The organism is Sphingobium sp. HDIP04 (assembly GCF_000445085.1).
GTDB lineage: Bacteria > Pseudomonadota > Alphaproteobacteria > Sphingomonadales > Sphingomonadaceae > Sphingobium > Sphingobium indicum.
On record NZ_ATDO01000078.1, the window covers coordinates 176,067 to 191,403 of the forward strand.

The 15,337-nt window shown below is 64.4% G+C and carries 31 protein-coding genes; 13 read left to right on the forward strand and 18 right to left on the reverse strand.

Annotation, left to right across the window (positions count from 1 at the left end; all coding sequences use genetic code 11):
• Window positions 1-57: 57 nt before the first annotated feature.
• The 18 genes from L286_RS34030 to L286_RS47890 all read right to left on the reverse strand — a co-directional run bounded on the left by L286_RS34030 (window position 58) and on the right by L286_RS47890 (window position 10,947).
• Window positions 58-1,326 (reverse strand): phage major capsid protein, encoded by a 1,269-nt coding sequence (locus tag L286_RS34030; protein WP_020820909.1) that lies wholly within the window; start codon window positions 1,324-1,326, stop codon window positions 58-60.
• Window positions 1,327-1,417: 91 nt separating this feature from the next.
• The gene (locus L286_RS34035; protein ID WP_020820910.1) at window positions 1,418-2,041 is read right to left on the reverse strand and encodes an HK97 family phage prohead protease; all 624 of its coding nucleotides are present in this window, start codon (window positions 2,039-2,041) and stop codon (window positions 1,418-1,420) included.
• A complete protein-coding gene (locus L286_RS34040; protein WP_020820911.1) occupies window positions 2,010-3,290 on the reverse strand; it encodes a phage portal protein in 1,281 nt (426 codons plus the stop codon). Before L286_RS34040 ends, L286_RS34035 begins: the two co-directional genes overlap by 32 nt.
• Window positions 3,287-5,059, reverse strand: coding sequence for a terminase large subunit (locus L286_RS34045; protein WP_020820912.1), 1,773 nt, complete (start codon window positions 5,057-5,059; stop codon window positions 3,287-3,289). Before L286_RS34045 ends, L286_RS34040 begins: the two co-directional genes overlap by 4 nt.
• A 6-nt stretch (window positions 5,060-5,065) precedes the next feature.
• The gene (locus L286_RS34050; RefSeq protein WP_020820913.1) at window positions 5,066-5,434 is read right to left on the reverse strand and encodes a hypothetical protein; all 369 of its coding nucleotides are present in this window, start codon (window positions 5,432-5,434) and stop codon (window positions 5,066-5,068) included.
• A 6-nt stretch (window positions 5,435-5,440) separates the two neighbouring features.
• Window positions 5,441-5,947, reverse strand: a complete 507-nt coding sequence (locus L286_RS34055) for a P27 family phage terminase small subunit (protein WP_020820914.1) — start codon at window positions 5,945-5,947, stop codon at window positions 5,441-5,443.
• Window positions 5,948-6,119: 172 nt separating this feature from the next.
• The gene (locus L286_RS34060) at window positions 6,120-6,461 is read right to left on the reverse strand and encodes an HNH endonuclease signature motif containing protein (protein ID WP_020820915.1); all 342 of its coding nucleotides are present in this window, start codon (window positions 6,459-6,461) and stop codon (window positions 6,120-6,122) included.
• Window positions 6,461-6,712 (reverse strand): hypothetical protein, encoded by a 252-nt coding sequence (locus tag L286_RS34065; protein ID WP_020820916.1) that lies wholly within the window; start codon window positions 6,710-6,712, stop codon window positions 6,461-6,463. The genes L286_RS34060 and L286_RS34065 overlap by 1 nt, the downstream gene beginning before the upstream one ends.
• 10 nt (window positions 6,713-6,722) lie before the next feature.
• Entirely contained in the window at window positions 6,723-7,037 is a 315-nt protein-coding gene (locus tag L286_RS34070; RefSeq protein WP_020820917.1) for a hypothetical protein, read from the reverse strand.
• Complete coding sequence (locus L286_RS34075) at window positions 7,034-7,720, reverse strand: DUF3164 family protein (RefSeq protein WP_020820918.1); 687 nt, start codon at window positions 7,718-7,720, stop codon at window positions 7,034-7,036. The genes L286_RS34070 and L286_RS34075 overlap by 4 nt, the downstream gene beginning before the upstream one ends.
• The gene (locus L286_RS34080) at window positions 7,717-7,896 is read right to left on the reverse strand and encodes a hypothetical protein (protein WP_020820919.1); all 180 of its coding nucleotides are present in this window, start codon (window positions 7,894-7,896) and stop codon (window positions 7,717-7,719) included. Before L286_RS34080 ends, L286_RS34075 begins: the two co-directional genes overlap by 4 nt.
• A gap of 17 nt (window positions 7,897-7,913) precedes the next feature.
• A complete protein-coding gene (locus L286_RS34085; RefSeq protein WP_021223336.1) occupies window positions 7,914-8,198 on the reverse strand; it encodes a hypothetical protein in 285 nt (94 codons plus the stop codon).
• Window positions 8,199-8,514: 316 nt separating this feature from the next.
• Window positions 8,515-8,721, reverse strand: a complete 207-nt coding sequence (locus tag L286_RS34090) for a hypothetical protein (protein ID WP_125445792.1) — start codon at window positions 8,719-8,721, stop codon at window positions 8,515-8,517.
• 22 nt (window positions 8,722-8,743) lie between these two features.
• Window positions 8,744-8,920 (reverse strand): hypothetical protein, encoded by a 177-nt coding sequence (locus tag L286_RS48960; RefSeq protein WP_160167758.1) that lies wholly within the window; start codon window positions 8,918-8,920, stop codon window positions 8,744-8,746.
• An 11-nt stretch (window positions 8,921-8,931) separates the two neighbouring features.
• Entirely contained in the window at window positions 8,932-9,582 is a 651-nt protein-coding gene (locus L286_RS34095; protein WP_238559309.1) for a hypothetical protein, read from the reverse strand.
• The gene (locus L286_RS47480; protein ID WP_020820925.1) at window positions 9,536-10,000 is read right to left on the reverse strand and encodes a LexA family protein; all 465 of its coding nucleotides are present in this window, start codon (window positions 9,998-10,000) and stop codon (window positions 9,536-9,538) included. The genes L286_RS34095 and L286_RS47480 overlap by 47 nt, the downstream gene beginning before the upstream one ends.
• A 53-nt stretch (window positions 10,001-10,053) precedes the next feature.
• Window positions 10,054-10,326, reverse strand: coding sequence for a hypothetical protein (locus L286_RS34100; RefSeq protein WP_020820926.1), 273 nt, complete (start codon window positions 10,324-10,326; stop codon window positions 10,054-10,056).
• A gap of 201 nt (window positions 10,327-10,527) precedes the next feature.
• A complete protein-coding gene (locus L286_RS47890; RefSeq protein ID WP_020820927.1) occupies window positions 10,528-10,947 on the reverse strand; it encodes a helix-turn-helix domain-containing protein in 420 nt (139 codons plus the stop codon).
• Between the two features lie 8 nt (window positions 10,948-10,955).
• On the opposite strand from L286_RS47890, the gene L286_RS49765 reads away from it, so the two are divergent.
• The 13 genes from L286_RS49765 to L286_RS34155 all read left to right on the forward strand — a co-directional run bounded on the left by L286_RS49765 (window position 10,956) and on the right by L286_RS34155 (window position 15,298).
• The gene (locus L286_RS49765) at window positions 10,956-11,228 is read left to right on the forward strand and encodes a DNA-binding protein (protein WP_084498517.1); all 273 of its coding nucleotides are present in this window, start codon (window positions 10,956-10,958) and stop codon (window positions 11,226-11,228) included.
• Between the two features lie 304 nt (window positions 11,229-11,532).
• A complete protein-coding gene (locus L286_RS34110) occupies window positions 11,533-11,991 on the forward strand; it encodes a hypothetical protein (protein WP_020820929.1) in 459 nt (152 codons plus the stop codon).
• A gap of 113 nt (window positions 11,992-12,104) precedes the next feature.
• A complete protein-coding gene (locus L286_RS34115; RefSeq protein WP_020820930.1) occupies window positions 12,105-12,497 on the forward strand; it encodes a helix-turn-helix domain-containing protein in 393 nt (130 codons plus the stop codon).
• 1 nt (window position 12,498) lies between these two features.
• On the forward strand, window positions 12,499-12,714 hold the full coding sequence (locus L286_RS48470; RefSeq protein ID WP_020820931.1) for a hypothetical protein: 216 nt from the start codon (window positions 12,499-12,501) through the stop codon (window positions 12,712-12,714).
• Entirely contained in the window at window positions 12,714-13,109 is a 396-nt protein-coding gene (locus L286_RS34120; RefSeq protein ID WP_020820932.1) for a hypothetical protein, read from the forward strand. Before L286_RS48470 ends, L286_RS34120 begins: the two co-directional genes overlap by 1 nt.
• Entirely contained in the window at window positions 13,106-13,432 is a 327-nt protein-coding gene (locus L286_RS34125; RefSeq protein WP_020820933.1) for a hypothetical protein, read from the forward strand. The genes L286_RS34120 and L286_RS34125 overlap by 4 nt, the downstream gene beginning before the upstream one ends.
• Window positions 13,432-13,698, forward strand: a complete 267-nt coding sequence (locus L286_RS34130) for a hypothetical protein (RefSeq protein ID WP_020820934.1) — start codon at window positions 13,432-13,434, stop codon at window positions 13,696-13,698. Before L286_RS34125 ends, L286_RS34130 begins: the two co-directional genes overlap by 1 nt.
• Complete coding sequence (locus tag L286_RS48965; protein ID WP_020820935.1) at window positions 13,698-13,862, forward strand: hypothetical protein; 165 nt, start codon at window positions 13,698-13,700, stop codon at window positions 13,860-13,862. The genes L286_RS34130 and L286_RS48965 overlap by 1 nt, the downstream gene beginning before the upstream one ends.
• Window positions 13,862-14,176 carry a MarR family winged helix-turn-helix transcriptional regulator gene (locus L286_RS34135; RefSeq protein WP_020820936.1) on the forward strand — a complete coding sequence of 105 codons (315 nt, stop codon included), beginning with the start codon at window positions 13,862-13,864 and terminating at the stop codon, window positions 14,174-14,176. The genes L286_RS48965 and L286_RS34135 overlap by 1 nt, the downstream gene beginning before the upstream one ends.
• A complete protein-coding gene (locus L286_RS34140) occupies window positions 14,176-14,367 on the forward strand; it encodes a hypothetical protein (protein WP_020820937.1) in 192 nt (63 codons plus the stop codon). Before L286_RS34135 ends, L286_RS34140 begins: the two co-directional genes overlap by 1 nt.
• On the forward strand, window positions 14,360-14,848 hold the full coding sequence (locus L286_RS34145; RefSeq protein ID WP_238559310.1) for a hypothetical protein: 489 nt from the start codon (window positions 14,360-14,362) through the stop codon (window positions 14,846-14,848). Before L286_RS34140 ends, L286_RS34145 begins: the two co-directional genes overlap by 8 nt.
• Window positions 14,841-15,104 (forward strand): hypothetical protein, encoded by a 264-nt coding sequence (locus tag L286_RS34150; protein WP_020820939.1) that lies wholly within the window; start codon window positions 14,841-14,843, stop codon window positions 15,102-15,104. Before L286_RS34145 ends, L286_RS34150 begins: the two co-directional genes overlap by 8 nt.
• The gene (locus L286_RS34155) at window positions 15,101-15,298 is read left to right on the forward strand and encodes a hypothetical protein (RefSeq protein WP_020820940.1); all 198 of its coding nucleotides are present in this window, start codon (window positions 15,101-15,103) and stop codon (window positions 15,296-15,298) included. The genes L286_RS34150 and L286_RS34155 overlap by 4 nt, the downstream gene beginning before the upstream one ends.
• Window positions 15,299-15,337 lie beyond the last annotated feature (39 nt).

The following is a 15,337-nucleotide window of genomic DNA, read 5'->3' on the forward strand; positions in this document are numbered from 1 at the left end:
CTCCAGCGCTGGAGGAAAAGCAGGGCGGACCATCGCCCGCCCCGCCTCGATCGGCCGTTAGGCCTGGATCAGGTGCTTGATCGCGATGGTATCGACCAGCTCGCCGTCATAGCGGATCAGACCGGCCATGCCGATCTTGGGCCAGAAGCGCTCGCGCACGGTCCCGATCAGCGGGGCGCCAACCTTGCGCACCCAATAGCGGCTGAAGTCGCCGAACAGCACCGTCTTCTGGCCGGTGGCGATCGCCGCCATGTCGTCGTTGATCGAATAGGGCTTGTCGAGCAGCATGGCGGGCTGACCGATCCGGACGTCGCCCATCTGCCAGAGATAGTTGCCCTGGCCATCCTTCAGCTTGCGGATCGCCAGCATGGTGGTGTCGGCGAACATCCAGCGGCACTTCGGGCTGCGCCGATAAGGGGCGCGAACCGAATGCTGGAGATCGAGCAGCTCGTCCGCGGCGATCGCGGTCGCGCTCGCGGCAGTCTTACCGAGCGTGCTGGCGGTCACCACGCCATTGGCCTGGCCGGTGCCGGTACCGACGGTCAACTTGTTGTTGGCACGGCGGCCGAGGCGTTCGCCGAGCGCATCGCCCAGGAATTCCTCCAGGTTAAATGCCGAGTCCTGCATCAGCTCGAAGCTGATCTTCACCCACGGCGTGGCGTCGACATAGGCGTCCAGGCGCTTCTGCCCGAACACCAGGTCGCCGCTGTTGTCATCGGTCAGGTCATCGCCCTCGTTGAGTGCCGACGCCGAATTGCCCGTATCGTCATTGGTCGGAATGTCGAACTCATTGCCCGAACCCGTGACGATCTCGCGAACGATGGAGCCGTCGTACATCGGCCCCCAATCCTTCATGATCCGGACGATCTCGTTGGCGAGCTCCTTGGGCACCGTGTAGCCGCCGGCGGTCGTCGTGCCCCCGGTCTGGGTACGGACTTCCTGATGGCCGCGACGCAGCAAAGCGCGCTGTTCGCGGGTCAGACCCTCGACGCTGCCGCCTTCGCGCAAGCAGGCATAGAAGGCTTCGCGATATTCCGCCTGGTCGTCGCCCTTGCCTTCGTCGCCACCGGAGCGCGACTCGCCGTCGGGATTGAGCGGACGGTTCCGTTCGCGCCGTTCCTGGTCTTCCTGCTCGATCCGGGCAGTGCGCTCTTCGCGCTCGATCGTTTTTTCGAGCTTGTCGAAATCGGCCATGATCCTGTCATGGCGTTCCTCCAGCTCGGCGGCGCGGCTGTCGTCCGTATTCGCCGAGATGGCATCGAGGGCTTCGCGGGCCTGGGTCACCAGCTGGCCCCGCTTCTCCTGCAGTTCGGTCAAAGTGGGCATGTCATTCTCCTGGACATGAAAAAGCCCGCCAGAGGCGGGCGAAGGGGGCGGGAAGCGGGAAGCTCCTGCCAACCGGCTATGCCGGGATGGGTTATCGTATGCGGCGCTCCAGCTGCGCCTGGCGCGCCCGCCGCTCGGCCATCGATGTCTTCGGCCGCTCAACCAGGCTCCGCGCTTCCTCGCGCGCCGCTTCCAACGAGCGCAGCCCGACGTTGGTATCGGGATAGGCGGGAAATGCGGTATAGGTGATCTCGTAAAGCTCGGCTTCGAGGATGGTCCGCTTCGGCGGGTCGATCGTCTCGTCCCACTGTTGCTTGCGGGTGATGAAGCCGAACGACATGCCCGGAATGTCCTGCCGCTCGATCTGGACGGCCAGATCGCGACCGTCGCTGGTGTCGGGCAGGTCGTTGGAAAAGGCGAGCCCGGTGGCATCTTCACGCAGCGTCAGGGTGCCGGCGCCGGTCCGGCCGACGACGCGACCCGTATCGTGACTATGCAGCGCCACCACGTCGCGTTCCTGGAGCGACTTCGTGAAGGCGCCCGGGGCGATGACCTCCGTCCAATAGCCGCCGATGTCGGTTTCGACGTTGAAGAGAGCGGCATAGCCCTCGGCAGTCCGCGTCTCGCTCCCGCCGATAGAGCGCAGCTCTAGGCCACGCGTGATCGCACGCGTCTCGCGACCGTCAGGATTCGGCTTGCTTGCCGGGTTCGGCATCGGGTTCTCCGTCGTCTGGGGGAGTCTTCAACACGGGCTGCGTGCCCAGCGGAACCGTAGCGCCCTGGATATAGAGCGTGTCGCCATTGGGCAGCGGCGGCCGGTTATCGAGCGCACGGCCCTCGTTGGGCGTGAGCTGTGCCGTCTGGATGGCCTTGGCGATGCCTTCGACCCGATCTTTGAAGGCGCCGCGCTGAACGCCATCGACATTATGCTTCACTTCACGGCTGCGATTGCGCTGCCCGAACAGCTTGAGATCCAGCTCCTGTTCGAATTTCACGGACCAGTGGGTGACGACATGCTTCACCAGCTGCAGATCCTGGTGCTCAACGTTGTTGAACGTCCCTTTGGTCAGATCATGAAGGAAGACGGGGGGGAGTCCCCAGATGCGGGCGGATTCGCCGATTTGGAATGCCCTGCCCTCGATCGTCTGCCCCTTCTGGGGATCGATGCCGATCGGATTGAGCTTATGGCCGGGCGGCATGCCGAAAAACGATGATCCGCTGCGCTTGGCCAGGTCGATGGCGCGCTGAATGTCCGCTTGGGCGCGCTTGAAGGCTTCGGCGCCTTGCGGCAGAGGCCCTTCCAGCGCCAGAGGCGGCGTTCCGCCACTAGCGAAGAACGAGCTCGCATAGTCGTTCATCGCGAGCATCAGCGCGATCGAGCGCTTGTTCTTGTAAACGGGGCTGTAGACGTCGAGCTGGTTGCGCTTCAGCAGGAAGGTGACGTCGATGACATCGGCCGCCGGATATTCGCGATTCTCGAAGCGGTAAAATTTCTGCCCCCGCCGGCGCCTGACCGTCGTGCGATCGGGATCCATCGGCCAAAGGGCAACCACCTTGCTGCCTTGGCGCTCTATCCATGTGCAACCGCGACCGCCGGTGAATACCTGCGTCCACATATATTCACGCCAGCCCTGGCTGGTCCATTCCGGATTCGGCGCTTTGTTCAGCAAGGCGGGCAGGTCGCCGGTTGTCTGCTTCAGCTTCCCGTCGCCGTCCCTTTTGAGCACATGGACCGGGAGGCTCGACATCATGCGCGAAAGAAAATTAACCGCGCACCAGTTCGACGGAACCTCGAGCGCCGTGTCGATCGTGACATGCGGCAGCTGAGGATCGTTGCCGAGCAGGCCGAAGAAGGCCAGCAGATCTTCGGCCGACGATCCGCTCGAAATGGTCGGGTTCTCCAGAGGGTTAAGCGACCGCTGCTCGCCGCCGCCACCGCGCTGAAATTCGAAAGCGATCCTCAATTTGGCACCATGCTGTAATTGGGATCATCCCAGGGCGACGTCGGCACTTCTTCCTTCTCCCCGCCCATGTGGACGCCGATCGCGCTCATAAGCGCGACCGGATTGTCGATTTTCAGATGCGGCTGCCCCTCCGGCTTGTTGGGGTAGACGTTGTCCTTCTTGTCCGGCGCGCCCACGACGTTGGAGATTTCCCACTCCATCACCGGGTCGCCGCCGTGGATGATCCGGCGCGACCGCATTAGCGCGTCCAGTTCCTTCATCGGCTCGCTGAAATTCAGCACCGTGGGCCGGTACTCGATGACGGGCACGCCATTCTTTGCCAGCCTGGTCGAAAGCTGGGTCGCCTGAAACGGGTCATATGGCACATGCTCGACCTGGAAACGGTCCGCGGCCTCGTCGATCGCCGCCTCGATCTCGTCATAGTCAACGATGTTGCCCGTCGTGACGTCGAGCAGATCGAGAGCATCCCATCCGAGATAGGACGGCACCTCCGCAACCGTGTCCGCCGGCAGGAAATATCGGCCGATGCGGATGTAAGGGTCCTCCTGGGTCGCCTTTTCCCCAAGCGGCAGGAAGAGATATTCCAGGGCTGCGATGTCGATCTTCGACGCAAGGTCCAGCCCCAGGATGACGCGCCGGCCGCGCAACCAGTCCAGCGCCAGCGCCTCATGCGGGTTTGCGGGGATCTCCGGATCCTTGCATTTGCGCCATGCTTCGACATCGAAGTAGGCCGCCTTTGCTGAAACCCAAAGGTTGAGGTGCTTCGTCTTCGTCACGCCGGCCTTGCGCGGCGTCGCGATCGCGTCGCGGATCCGCGCCCGGAGGAAATCGCCGGACACCGATACATCGATGTTCGGGTTCGCCTTGCGCAGAGCGACTTCGGACTTCCAATCATCGCCCTCGTCGACGGTATATTCGACGAAGAAAGTCTCATGGTCCAGCGGCGGCCCGCCATTGTGGCCGATCCCGGCCAGAACCTTTCGCTCCTCCTGGATCAGCGCATAGCACGGACCAGCCAGGTTATCGCCGGCGGTGGTGATGAGCACCTGCAGCGGCTGGTCGCGGGCACCCATGCCGGTGACCATCGTGTCGACCTGGGCGTCGTCGGCATGTTCGTGATATTCGTCGTGGATCGAGCAACTGGGGCTTTGCCCATCGCCCGGATCGCCGACGATCGTCTCGAACTTCGACCCGTCCGCGATCTTCACGATCGCCTTCGCCGGCACCTCCAGGCCAAAATGCTTCTTCAGCGCCGGCGTGCGCTCGACCATCAGGCGGGCGGGCTTGAAGACCTCCCATGCCTGTTTCTCGTTGGTCGCGCCCGAATAGACCTCGGCGCCGAACTCGCCGTCGGCGCAGAGCATGTACAGGCCGATGCCGGCCGCGATCGCCGACTTGCCGTTCTTGCGCGGCACGACCAGGAACAACCGGCGGAATCGCCGGAGGCCTTTGCGATCCCCGGATCTATAAACCCACCCGAAGGTGACGCAGATGATCCAGATCTGCCACGGCTGCAGGACCAGGCGCTCTTTCGACCGCGCCCATTTGCCTTTGCTATGCGGCAGTTTCTCGATGAAACGGCACGGCCGCGCCGCCTTTTCCTCGTCGAAGACGAAGGTGAACTTGCTCGCCCGGACCTTGCTGAGCTTCAGCTCATCCAGGAATCGCCGACACTGCAGCCGGATCTGCAGCCCAGCCGGGATCTTGCCCGAACAGATATCGGCCGCATATTTCCGGGCAATGGCCGGATAGTCGCGTCCGTCCGCCACATTCGCTTAGCCCGCTGACGGCGCGCGCATTGCGAAGAACGGAAGCACATAAAAATGGCCGGGATAGCCGATATTCACCGCTCCGGCGTTCAGGAGCTCAATGAACTTCCCGCGTTGCGACTGGTCGAGGTGCTGGAAGTAGAACTTCCCGGCACCGCGCACGACATGATCGATCAGGTGGACATAGACCTTGTGCGACTTGTCGGTGGGCCCGAACTGCGCGCCCTTTTCGATCTGCTCGAATAGCACGTCCGGGTGCAGGGACCCGCAGTAGGAACAGGTCCGGTCCTCCTGCCAGGTCGCTTCGCCGTTGAATGGCGCGTTGAACGGGCTGTCCGCGCCAGGCCCGCGGGGGCAGAAGAAACGATCGGTCATATCAGCTCAAAACCCCGCAAAATCATTATCTTCTTGCGCCTTGTGGCCGCTTGCCAGCTTCAGCGCCGCCGAAGGATTCAGCATCAGTTCGCCCAGCAGCGACTGCGCGTGCCGTAGCGCTTCCGACAGCATGGCGACCTCCGGTCGGGCCCGGATCATCTCGAAGACGACTTCCTTCCCGTCGATCTTCTTCGCTGTCTGGCTGGTGAAGGTGTCGCCGGACATTTCCAGCACGGCCTGAAAACGCGCGATCTGCGCCAGGCGCAGCGCCAGCAACCCGACGTGATCGGCATAATGCGGGCTAGCCCGCTTTTGCTCTTCCAGGATCTGCGCGATCGACGCGAAATATGTGCGCTCGATCTCAGACAGATGCAGCGGTGCGATCATCGGGCCGAGCGGCACATCCTCGTTCACCTTCGCGTCGCGATCGGCGCGGTATGTGCCCTGCGTTTCCTTCACCTCGGGGGACTTGCGCTTCCGCCCGGCGCCCGAGCGGTGCCCACCTCTCGCCATCCCCGGACCCCCAACTTTTTACCCTTTGATTTTGACCGCGCAAAAATTTGGTTCCATGCGCGGTCCTAGGCCGGCAAGGGGGTCGTTTTGACCCCTCCCCCTCCCGGCCCGGACTCCGTCGCACCGTCGCCGGTCCGCTGTCGGTCCGCTGTTGGGCTGCCGCCGCGACGCGTCAGACGCCGGCGGGTCCGCTCGCCGATCGGCGAGACCGCGCCGCTTCGCGTGCCGTCTTCGCCTTGTGGTGCGGCCAGCAAAGGCCTTGGTAGTTGGCCCGGACGTTCTGACCGCCTTCAGCCCGGTTGCTGATGTGGTCCGCGCAGGCGGTGCGCCGCGGCGGCGTGACGCCGTCGGCAATGCACTGCCGGCAGTAGGGCTCCTCGATCAGCACCTGCTTGCGGATTGCGTCATGATCCGCGCCGTAGCCGCGCTCTTGTCGGCTTTTGCCCTTGCTGGTCGCCCACGGCTCGGACGGTCGCCACCCGGGTGGCCTGAAGCGGGGCGGCTGCTGAGGCATCAGGACGCCGGCGTGGTGGCTTCAATCAGCGTCACCTCAACAAGACCACGCACCCATTCGTGCTTAATCTCATCTCCAACGATGATGCATTTGCCCTCAGCGTTAACGGCTTGGCGGAGCACAGTCCCAGCATCGATGTCATAAGCGATGGCATAGCGTTGCACCTGACCATCAACGGTGATGCGGAGCCGAGCGCTCAAGGCGGGATCATAGATGGGGCTATGCACGCTCAAAGCGCGAGGGATGTCCACCTGATGCTCCCTACGCTTCCTTGACCGTGACGGCCTCAATCTCGACGAGCAGCTGCTCACCCTTCTCCTCGATCGCGCCGACATCGAGCTGCGCCAGCACGAACCCGGGCAGATAGACGGAATGTTCGTCCAGGTCCTCGACCCAGGCGCGGTTCGATGGGTTGGTGACCAGCATCGTCAACGCATGGCGCCCGCCGGTGAAGCTGGGCGAATTCCACGGGCCGGAGCGCTCGACTATCCAGTCGATGGTGCAGTCGGCCGCCTCGGCCGACCGCTCCAGTTCGCGCTTCAGCCGATCGCCGGCGACGACATGGGTGCTGCTCATGCGGCCGACACGTCGATCGTGATCGGCAGCCAGGCCGCCTGCGCATGATCCCGCTGGTAGAGCCGGATATAGCGCTTCGACCCTACGACGCGGAAACTGTCGCGGATCGCCTGCATCGCCTTCTGCCAGCGCGGATCCTCGATATCCAGGCGCAGCAGCGAAAAGAGATCGTTGCGGTTGATGCGCCCTTGGCTGTCTACAGCGAAGGCGCGGTTGATGATCGCGCGGATCTCCATACGGCTGTCGGCCGACCATTCGCGCAGGCACTCGTCGACAATGCCCTTCGCGACCTGCAGCTCAGGCCCGAAGACGATCGTCTCCGAAACCTGCACCACCACCTTCAGCAACCCGTCGAACGACGTGAAGGTGAGATTGCCCTTCGATCCGCCGCGCCGCGCCTGATATTCCTGCTCCAGCAGCGCGACGAAGCCGTCGACGTCGTTGAAGCTGTGCTGGCGGAAGCGCGCGACCTGCGCGGATAGTGGAAGCGCGAAGCCGACGATCTTGCGGACCAGCTCGTCCTGCAGCTTGTCGATCGACTTCACCGCCGCGTCGGGGATCAGCCCGCCGTCGGCATTGGTCCAGTAGATCGAACCGTCGATCGCGCGGCGGCCGGGTGGCACAACGCCGTCGCCGGCGGGGGGCTCGGCGCTCGCTGTGCCGCGTGGCAGAACCTCGCTCATCGCCTTCCGGTCCTGAACACACTGTCGAATACGCTTTGGAACGTGTCATCCGTGGGGTGAGCCGCAGGGCGCTTCTCCAGTTCCACGGCGATCGCGCGGAGCCAGCGCTTGGTGACGAGCACCTTGTCGGTCCCGTCGCCTTCGGCGAGCCGCTTGATTTGGTCCAGGTCGATCACATCAACAGCTCCTCGGCTCAGAACAGCGCGCTGCACTTGCCACCGCGCGTTTCCAGCCAGAGCGGCGACGCCGACGGCTCCCGTCCGCCCCTGAAGGGCTGCATCAGCGCGGCGCAGATCATCTGCATCCGCTCTTCGGCCCGATCGAAATCGGCCTGGCTGAACCGGGTAGCCAGCCGCAGGTCGCCGATCAGCCGGTCGAGATCGTCACGCGGGTTCTCGAGCGCGTCGGCAAGCGCGGGGGCGGTGGCGCGCCGTTCGGGACGGGGCGCATGACCTGCGGCTGGCGTGGACTGGGGCAAGGTCGCCTCCAGAAAAGCAAAACCCGCTGACCGGGTGGGCAGCGGGTGCGGTGGATACAATTGTGGCGGGGTCGGATTTGGCAGTTTCGTGGCCATTTGGGCAGGCTCGTTTTTGTAACGGTCCTGTTTTATGGTCGGCGATCTGTCGCGAGCGCATAATCAATCGGCCGGAGCCAGATGCGGCGGCGCCAGAAATAGGCGCTGCCCGCCCACCGCCCGGGCTGCCTGACAATCCCGATGGACAATCGCCACGTCAGGCGAAATGTAACGTGGAGCCCAAGCCGGTCCCGGCTCCAGCGGATGCCGACAAAGTCGTTCACGCCTGCCACCTTTCATCGTCACCCGGCTGGTCCGCCATCAGCGCCATCACATGCCAAAGCCCGGGCCAGTTTGGGCGGAAATGCAGATCGATGATGATCGGCCCGATCCCTTGTGCGGTCCTCGGCTTCTCGCGCGTCTCCCCGATGAAATGGCCGATAGTGATACCTTTCACCACCAGGTCATGTGGAAATGCTGCCATCACAAAAATGCCCGCCCGCCTGCGCTCATAGCGTGAGCGCCTTGCAAAGTTCCAACGCCTGCGCCTTGCTGAAGCCTTCCGCGATATAGGCGTCATACAAAGCGCGGCGTGCATGAGCGATATCGGCGGCGTGCTTCGCCATGGCGGTGACGAGGATCGCCATCTCGTCCATCGCCTTGGCCATCTCCCTCGGGTCAGTCATTCCGATGCTCCCTACAAAATGCCGGCATGCGCCGCGACCAGGTCGGCCGAACTGACCTCCCGGCGGACCATGGCGTGGATCCATGTCCATTCCTCGAGCGCCTCTCTCAGGAGCCGTCGAACGCGCCGGGGATGCGCTTGATGCGTGGCCGCCGCGCGGGCGAGTCCGCTGTCGCGAACGACAATGTCCATCACCAGCGCGGCGTTGGCGCCGATCCGCGATCGCCAGCGCGAATAGGTCATCTCGTTCCACACTGCCCCCAGGGATTCGAAGAAGGCGTCGCCGTGCCGGCTCGTATCGACCCTTGTTTCAAGGCTGGCTGTGCGCACGGTCACGTCGCGCGCGATGCGTTCCGCCACCGCCCGGATCTGCGCGGCCGCGGCGACGTCCTCGATCGACAGACAGCCGCTCACATAAAGCCGCATGATCGCGCCCTGCTGCATCTGGCCGGCATGATAATGCGTTTCCGGTGTGCCGTTGCGCTTGTGGCTGAACCCGTCCAGCAGCTCCGCGCGCTCCTTGCGGAAGGCGCGCTCCTCGGCCGCGCGCTGCGGGTGCCGCTTCGCCCAGCTGCTGCGATTGCATGCATGCATGCGCTCACGACGCGCGCTGATGCTATCCGGCTTTGCGCTCCCCGCCTTGGCCCGTCCGCCTTTCCCCATGTCCCATCGCTCCCTGCTGGCGCCCATCATGGGCGCTCGCGGGATCCGGCGGCAGGCTCGAATTTGTAACGATTTCCTCGATATCCAACAGCGGCAGCGCATTGGGATGCACCAGCTCCAGCCGGTCCGGATTGACGGTCCATCCTTCCGTCTGCAGCAGGCGCAGCGCCTCTTCCCGCGTCTCGGCGGGGCGCACCCCGCGCGTCTGCCCGGGCACGCGGTGCAGCCGCCCTTCCCGCGCCAGCTTCCGGATCGCGTCCTGGACGCGAGATCGGTTGGTGCCCAGCGCCGCCGCAATCTCGCTCAGCGACGGACCGACGCCATGTTCATGATAGAAGCGCCGAATAAAGCTCAGCACCTGCAGCTTCCTGCTCGCCATGACAGGCGACAGGCGGGGTATATCGTCGATGATCCCCATGGGGGCGCCTCCCTGTGTGGGAGAACATATGGCGAAAATGGCTGAAAATCCAGTTACGTGCGGCCGCCCTTGCCCTGTTGTCGCTGGTCCATCAGGTTGAGGGGATAGGGTTGCGGTTGCCGATGCCCACGGATCAGCAACATCGTGACATGGTCGAGCGCCACCTGTTCACCGTCCAGGGTCGACGTGCCGAACCAGCCGACCGGCTTGCCATCCTTCCACGCACGCGCTTCGGCGTACCAATGGGTTCCCTTGCGCCAGGTCCGCCAGCGGAACTTCCACCCGGCTTGTCTTGCATGTTCCCTGAGTCGACTGTCATCCAGCATGAGAACATAAGAGGAACAAAATGTGCGTGCGTCAATCGGGTAGCGTTACGCTGAGACGAGCAGGCGATAGGTGAACCAGGCAACAAGCGAAAGGCCGAGGAAGAAGCCTATCATGATACGCTCCGGCCAATGTCATGCATCTCATCTCACACCGCCAATTCAGCTTTATTACGACCTCGTGACGAAAACCGTGGGCGTCTCTCAAAGATAAGTCCGGTATTTTGCGGGCGGGAATGGCGGCTTGTTTGCGAGCGTCTCCATCAATTTGAGGAATGAAGCCCTCGCATCTGGAGTCATCTCCATAAGAAACTTCGCCGCCCTGCCAACATCGACAGGCAAAGAATCACTTTGTCGATCGCCGGTGAGAATGAACAGAACATCCACGCCAGCGTCAGCCAGACTCGCAAAATAGCTGGCTCCCGGTTCTGTTTCCGCCTTCTCGTAGCGGCTCTGGGTTTGCAGGCCCACGCCTCCTAATGCGCTGAAATCAGTTTGATTCAAGCCACGCGCTTTCCGCTCACTTCTCAAACGTGCGGCCATTTCATCAAGGCTGAACAATTCTCTCTTGACCTTTACGCAATTCTGTTGAATTTTTGCACTCGGTTCCACAGTTAGGTTCATCGCACATCATGACTGAGTCTCCAACTCCGTCCGCTTTGCGGGGCGACGCTGCGCGCGGCTTCACCGCGCAGGCAGCAGCCCAGGCGAAAGCGCGTCTGACGGCGCAAGGGATCAGCTATGCGCAGTGGGCCGACGAGCACGGGTTCAGCCGACGATTGGTCTACGAAGTTTTGTCGGGACGCCGCGCATGCCGGCGCGGCGTGTCGCATCGGGTGGCGGTTGCGCTCGGGCTGAAAGACGCCCGGTCGAGCGATGATCGCTTGGAAGGTGTAAGGGCATGACCGACGCACGCACCTTCCTATTTCCGCTGCTGAGCGCCTGTCTCTCCCAATCCCCCGCCCTTTTTGGTGGATTCCCGCGACCCGTGACCCCCGGCTCCCATGCAGACCCTTTGCCGGGGTCACTGCCTGCTGCCGCCGATCTAATTCACCCCGGATCGGCGGCAGCTTTTTCTTCCGGTCGGACGGACCTGAACGTCCGGACCGACACGAACGGACGCGCCGGCCGTTCGGGGTCCAACGCAGCCTGGCCGGGCGCGAGGCCCAACCCGTTTCTTCGGGTCGCACCGAAGAAGGGAGCCGGCAAGTGACAAAGCGCCGCGCGCCGCTCTCGATCGACGCCGCCCTCGCCCGCATCGCCGGCCAACTGGAAGGCGGCTGGCAGGAAATGGCAACCGTGACCGGCTATGGAGAGCGCACCGTGCGCGGCTGGGGCGACGTCGATCGGGAAGAACAGATCAACATGCCGTCCGCGATCCGGCTGGACGTGGCCTATCAGGCCGCCGGCGGCATCGGCGCGCCCATTTTCGAGGCCTATGGCGACATGGTGCGCGCGGCCCAGGCGGAGGCGTTCGGCGACAGGCAGGAGCTCCATCTGGAGGCGATCCGCCTGATCAAGGAAAATGGCGAGGCCGAGACGGCCGTGCTGGAAGCGGCTCTCCCGGGCGCTGGCCCAGCCGAGGAAGCCAAGGCGCAGAAGGAACTGCTGGAGGTTCGATCCTTCGTCGACCGCCTGCTGCTCCGCCTTGGCCGCAAGCCGCCCTGATCCCGCCCGGCGATCCCCCGCCGATCTTTTGATCCAGTTTTGATCCACCGGCCGGCCCGGCGCTCCTGACGCGCTTTCGGGCAGGCTTTCCTGCTGCCCGGAAACCCACGATCATGATGAGCCCTGGCACATATCTGTCAAAGCGCCGCCAGGCTGCTGGCCTGTCGATCGACGACGTCGCCGCCATGGTCCACACGTCGCCGCGCCTGGGCGAGATCGACCGGCGCGCATGGATCGAGCGTATCGAGCGGGACGTCGCGGCGATCAGCCCGGACGTATCGGCGGCGCTGGCCGACGCCTTCCGCTTCTCGCGGCGCGTCCTCCAGCAGCTGATCGATCTGCGCAGCTACGGCCCCGAGGCCGTCGAGGAGCCGCAGATCTGCATGACGTGCGGCTGCTCCCAATTCGATGCCTGCCTCGATCCCGCGACCGCCACCGGCTGCGCCTGGTCGAGCCCCGACCTCTGCACAGCCTGTGTCCCTGTCTCTCCGGAAAAGGAGTCCTGACATGCCCGCACCCTTCCGCCCCCGCGACTATGCACCCCGCGACGCCGACCAGTCCTTTTGGGACGGGCCGCAGCCCCGCATGACCTTCGTGGAGGATACCGAGGCCGACATTTACGGCAGCGGCTGGTTTGCCCTTGGCGCGATCGCCATCGTCGTGGTGACCATCATCGTCCCCGGCTTCATCTACGTTGCCCAGCAAATCGGCGGAGGCAACTGATGGGCGGCAAGCGCATCCTTTCCGACGAGCAACTGGCGGAGATGGCCGATCTACGCGAGCGCGGTTGGGGCATAGGCCGGATTGCGGCTCATTTCACCAGCGGCGGGACGCCGATCAGCGCGGACGCCATCAACTGGCAATGCATGCGCCTCGGCGCCGACGCTCCGCCCCACCTGCGGGGCAAGCATACCCAGCCGAGCGCGCCATATCGGCGCGACGGGAACACCTGCCGACCGTGGTCCGCGGATGAGGACAAGCGTCTTCTCGACCTTGAGGGCAAGGGAACGAAGATCAACCAGATCGCCCGCCAGATCGGGCGGGCGAACAGCAGCGTGCGCGGCCGCCTCCTGACGCTGGCGCGCCGTGATGCTCGCCGCGAGGAGGCCACCGCATGATGTCCCCTGCGTTGGAAATTTTGCCGCCGCTTGCGGACGAGCCGGTTCCACCGTTCGCCCTCCCCGTCCTGCTGGATGACGATGGACGCGCCTGGCTGCCGCACGGCTTTCGAGCGGACATGTTCACACTGACGCAGGTTTGCGAAGGCATCGCCATTGGCTGGGCTCCCGTCCCCGAACTCGGGAAAGTCCTGCTGCACTTCATAGGGGGCAATCCCTTCGCGCCGACAGACGAGGCGTTGGCCGCGGCGCTCAGTAAACGCGGCCTGCGCAGGATGATCGCCGACCTTCAGTCGATCGAACGGCAGTGGGAGGGCGACTGATGGAAGCGGTCCCCCACCCCTATGTTGATCATCGCTTCGGCGCCCCTGCTGGTTGGGATGAAGCGCGCGACGGTTTCTGCGGTGTCTTGGAGGTCCACCTCACGACGCTAGCGGGACACCCCGCGTTCGAAAGCCTCTGGAAGCCCTCGGCCGAGGATTTGGCGACGCTCAATGCCGGTGGCACCGTCGCGCTGTACGTGCTGGGCCATGGGCACCCGCCAGTTGCCATCGGCGTTCGGTCCCCCTCCATAGCGGAGCAAGGCTGATGCGCGCCGCTCCCCGCACCACCCCCTACAGCGCGTACGAGTTGCGCCAGATGCGCCAAGCTGGTGATGCTGTGTCGCTGATCATCTCGCGATTCCAGCGTCTGGACCCGGGTATGACGCGCGATCGCGTGCGCGCCATCCTCTTCGATGGGGAGCCCGCCTGATGGTCGATCTCGCCACCGAATGCCGGCGCTTCGTCCAGTCGCCCGCCTATGCCGAAATGACGCTGCGCCAGCTCGCGCTGCTCTCCGTCCTGGCGGACGATCCCGGCCCGCACCATGTGCGCCATCTGGCGCGCACGCTCCACGTGTCGAAGCCGGTCATCACCCGTGCGCTCATCCGCCTGGAGCAAAGGGACCTGGTGCTGCGCGCCATCAACCCGCGCGATCGGCGCGACCGCTTCATCGCCTTGACCGACGCCGGTCGCGCGCTGCGATCGTCTTTCTCATCGCAGGCAAGCCATGGAGGCGCCCGCTAATGTGCCACGGCCTGCACCAGATCATCGCCTCCAGCCATGCCAAGCTCCGGCGCGGCATGACCTGGTGCAAGACATGCGGCCGGTCGGCCCACGTCAACGCGGCCGACGCGCTGCGCCACGGCTGGCCGAAATGCTGCGGCGCCACCATGACGATCGACGCGCCCGAGGAGCGAGAGGCGCTGCATGGCTGACCTCCCCTCTCGCCGCGCCTGTGGCGCCTGCACCCTGTGCTGCTCCGTCATGAAAGTGGCGATGGAGCCGCCGAAGCCGGCGCACCAGGCTTGTGGCCACTGCACCGCGCACGGCTGCGGGATCTATGTCGATCGGCCGGAACCGTGCCGCGTCTTCCAATGCGTCTGGCTCGGGTCGCAGAGCATGGGGCCGGTGGCCCTGCCTTCCGCTTTGCGGCCGGATCGCTGCGGCGTGGTGATTGAGATCAACAGCGTCGGCACGCTGATCGCCCATTGCCACCGCCCCGCGACCTGGAAGCGCGAGCCGATTCACCGCTGGCTGCTCGATCGGGCGGCCCATCTTCAGGTCATGATCGATACCGGCGCCGAAACGCTGCTGCTCGATCGCGACGGCGCGGTCGAGAAGCTCGTGTTCGTCGGCGTCAACAAGGAGACGAACGAACGCCTCTACATCCGGGAAAAGGAGCTCGCCAATGTCTGAGGCGACCGCCTATCGCCCGTCCTGTGGATCGGAGGGCGCCGACTTCATGGCGCGCTGGTGCGGCCGCTGCACGCGCGACATTGAAGGTTACTGCCGCATTTCAGCCGACACGATGGTCTTCCGCGTGACGGACTTCGAATATCCGGTGGAATGGCGCACGGATAGCGTTCACGGCCCGCGCTGCACTGCATTCGACGCCATCGATCCCATGGATCAGCCCTTTGACCCCGGCGCGGCGATCGGACTGCTGCTGTGAAGGCGAACCCGGGACATTGCCCCGCTGAGGCCGAAGGCAAGCGCGTCCGCGTCTGGCTCGCCCATGGGCGGGAGGCGTCTCATGACGACAATCCCATGGGCCCGCCGGGCTGGGCGGCCGATGGTCGTTCAGGCTGTAGCTGGGAGCTGACTGGCTCGCCGTTCGACATCACCTTCTACGAGGTGATCCAGTGAGCGAAGGCCTCCCACTCTCCTATCTCAAGCGAATAGGAG

Excerpts from the sequence above, each read along its gene's own strand:
- L286_RS34075 (WP_020820918.1), bottom strand. The coding sequence starts at position 7,720 with ATGAGCGAGGTTCTGCCACGCGGCACAGCGAGCGCCGAGCCCCCCGCC.
- L286_RS34050 (WP_020820913.1), bottom strand. The coding sequence starts at position 5,434 with ATGACCGATCGTTTCTTCTGCCCCCGCGGGCCTGGCGCGGACAGCCCG.
- L286_RS47890 (WP_020820927.1), bottom strand. The coding sequence starts at position 10,947 with ATGAACCTAACTGTGGAACCGAGTGCAAAAATTCAACAGAATTGCGTA.
- L286_RS48470 (WP_020820931.1), top strand. The coding sequence starts at position 12,499 with ATGCCCGCACCCTTCCGCCCCCGCGACTATGCACCCCGCGACGCCGAC.
- L286_RS34130 (WP_020820934.1), top strand. The coding sequence starts at position 13,432 with ATGGAAGCGGTCCCCCACCCCTATGTTGATCATCGCTTCGGCGCCCCT.
- L286_RS34095 (WP_238559309.1), bottom strand. The coding sequence starts at position 9,582 with ATGGGGAAAGGCGGACGGGCCAAGGCGGGGAGCGCAAAGCCGGATAGC.
- L286_RS34035 (WP_020820910.1), bottom strand. The coding sequence starts at position 2,041 with ATGCCGAACCCGGCAAGCAAGCCGAATCCTGACGGTCGCGAGACGCGT.
- L286_RS34115 (WP_020820930.1), top strand. The coding sequence starts at position 12,105 with ATGATGAGCCCTGGCACATATCTGTCAAAGCGCCGCCAGGCTGCTGGC.
- L286_RS34100 (WP_020820926.1), bottom strand. The coding sequence starts at position 10,326 with ATGCTGGATGACAGTCGACTCAGGGAACATGCAAGACAAGCCGGGTGG.
- L286_RS34030 (WP_020820909.1), bottom strand. The coding sequence starts at position 1,326 with ATGCCCACTTTGACCGAACTGCAGGAGAAGCGGGGCCAGCTGGTGACC.
- L286_RS34125 (WP_020820933.1), top strand. The coding sequence starts at position 13,106 with ATGATGTCCCCTGCGTTGGAAATTTTGCCGCCGCTTGCGGACGAGCCG.
- L286_RS48960 (WP_160167758.1), bottom strand. The coding sequence starts at position 8,920 with ATGACTGACCCGAGGGAGATGGCCAAGGCGATGGACGAGATGGCGATC.
- L286_RS34140 (WP_020820937.1), top strand. The coding sequence starts at position 14,176 with ATGTGCCACGGCCTGCACCAGATCATCGCCTCCAGCCATGCCAAGCTC.
- L286_RS34055 (WP_020820914.1), bottom strand. The coding sequence starts at position 5,947 with ATGGCGAGAGGTGGGCACCGCTCGGGCGCCGGGCGGAAGCGCAAGTCC.
- L286_RS48965 (WP_020820935.1), top strand. The coding sequence starts at position 13,698 with ATGCGCGCCGCTCCCCGCACCACCCCCTACAGCGCGTACGAGTTGCGC.
- L286_RS49765 (WP_084498517.1), top strand. The coding sequence starts at position 10,956 with ATGACTGAGTCTCCAACTCCGTCCGCTTTGCGGGGCGACGCTGCGCGC.
- L286_RS34135 (WP_020820936.1), top strand. The coding sequence starts at position 13,862 with ATGGTCGATCTCGCCACCGAATGCCGGCGCTTCGTCCAGTCGCCCGCC.
- L286_RS47480 (WP_020820925.1), bottom strand. The coding sequence starts at position 10,000 with ATGGGGATCATCGACGATATACCCCGCCTGTCGCCTGTCATGGCGAGC.
- L286_RS34070 (WP_020820917.1), bottom strand. The coding sequence starts at position 7,037 with ATGAGCAGCACCCATGTCGTCGCCGGCGATCGGCTGAAGCGCGAACTG.
- L286_RS34120 (WP_020820932.1), top strand. The coding sequence starts at position 12,714 with ATGGGCGGCAAGCGCATCCTTTCCGACGAGCAACTGGCGGAGATGGCC.
- L286_RS34060 (WP_020820915.1), bottom strand. The coding sequence starts at position 6,461 with ATGCCTCAGCAGCCGCCCCGCTTCAGGCCACCCGGGTGGCGACCGTCC.
- L286_RS34150 (WP_020820939.1), top strand. The coding sequence starts at position 14,841 with ATGTCTGAGGCGACCGCCTATCGCCCGTCCTGTGGATCGGAGGGCGCC.
- L286_RS34145 (WP_238559310.1), top strand. The coding sequence starts at position 14,360 with ATGGCTGACCTCCCCTCTCGCCGCGCCTGTGGCGCCTGCACCCTGTGC.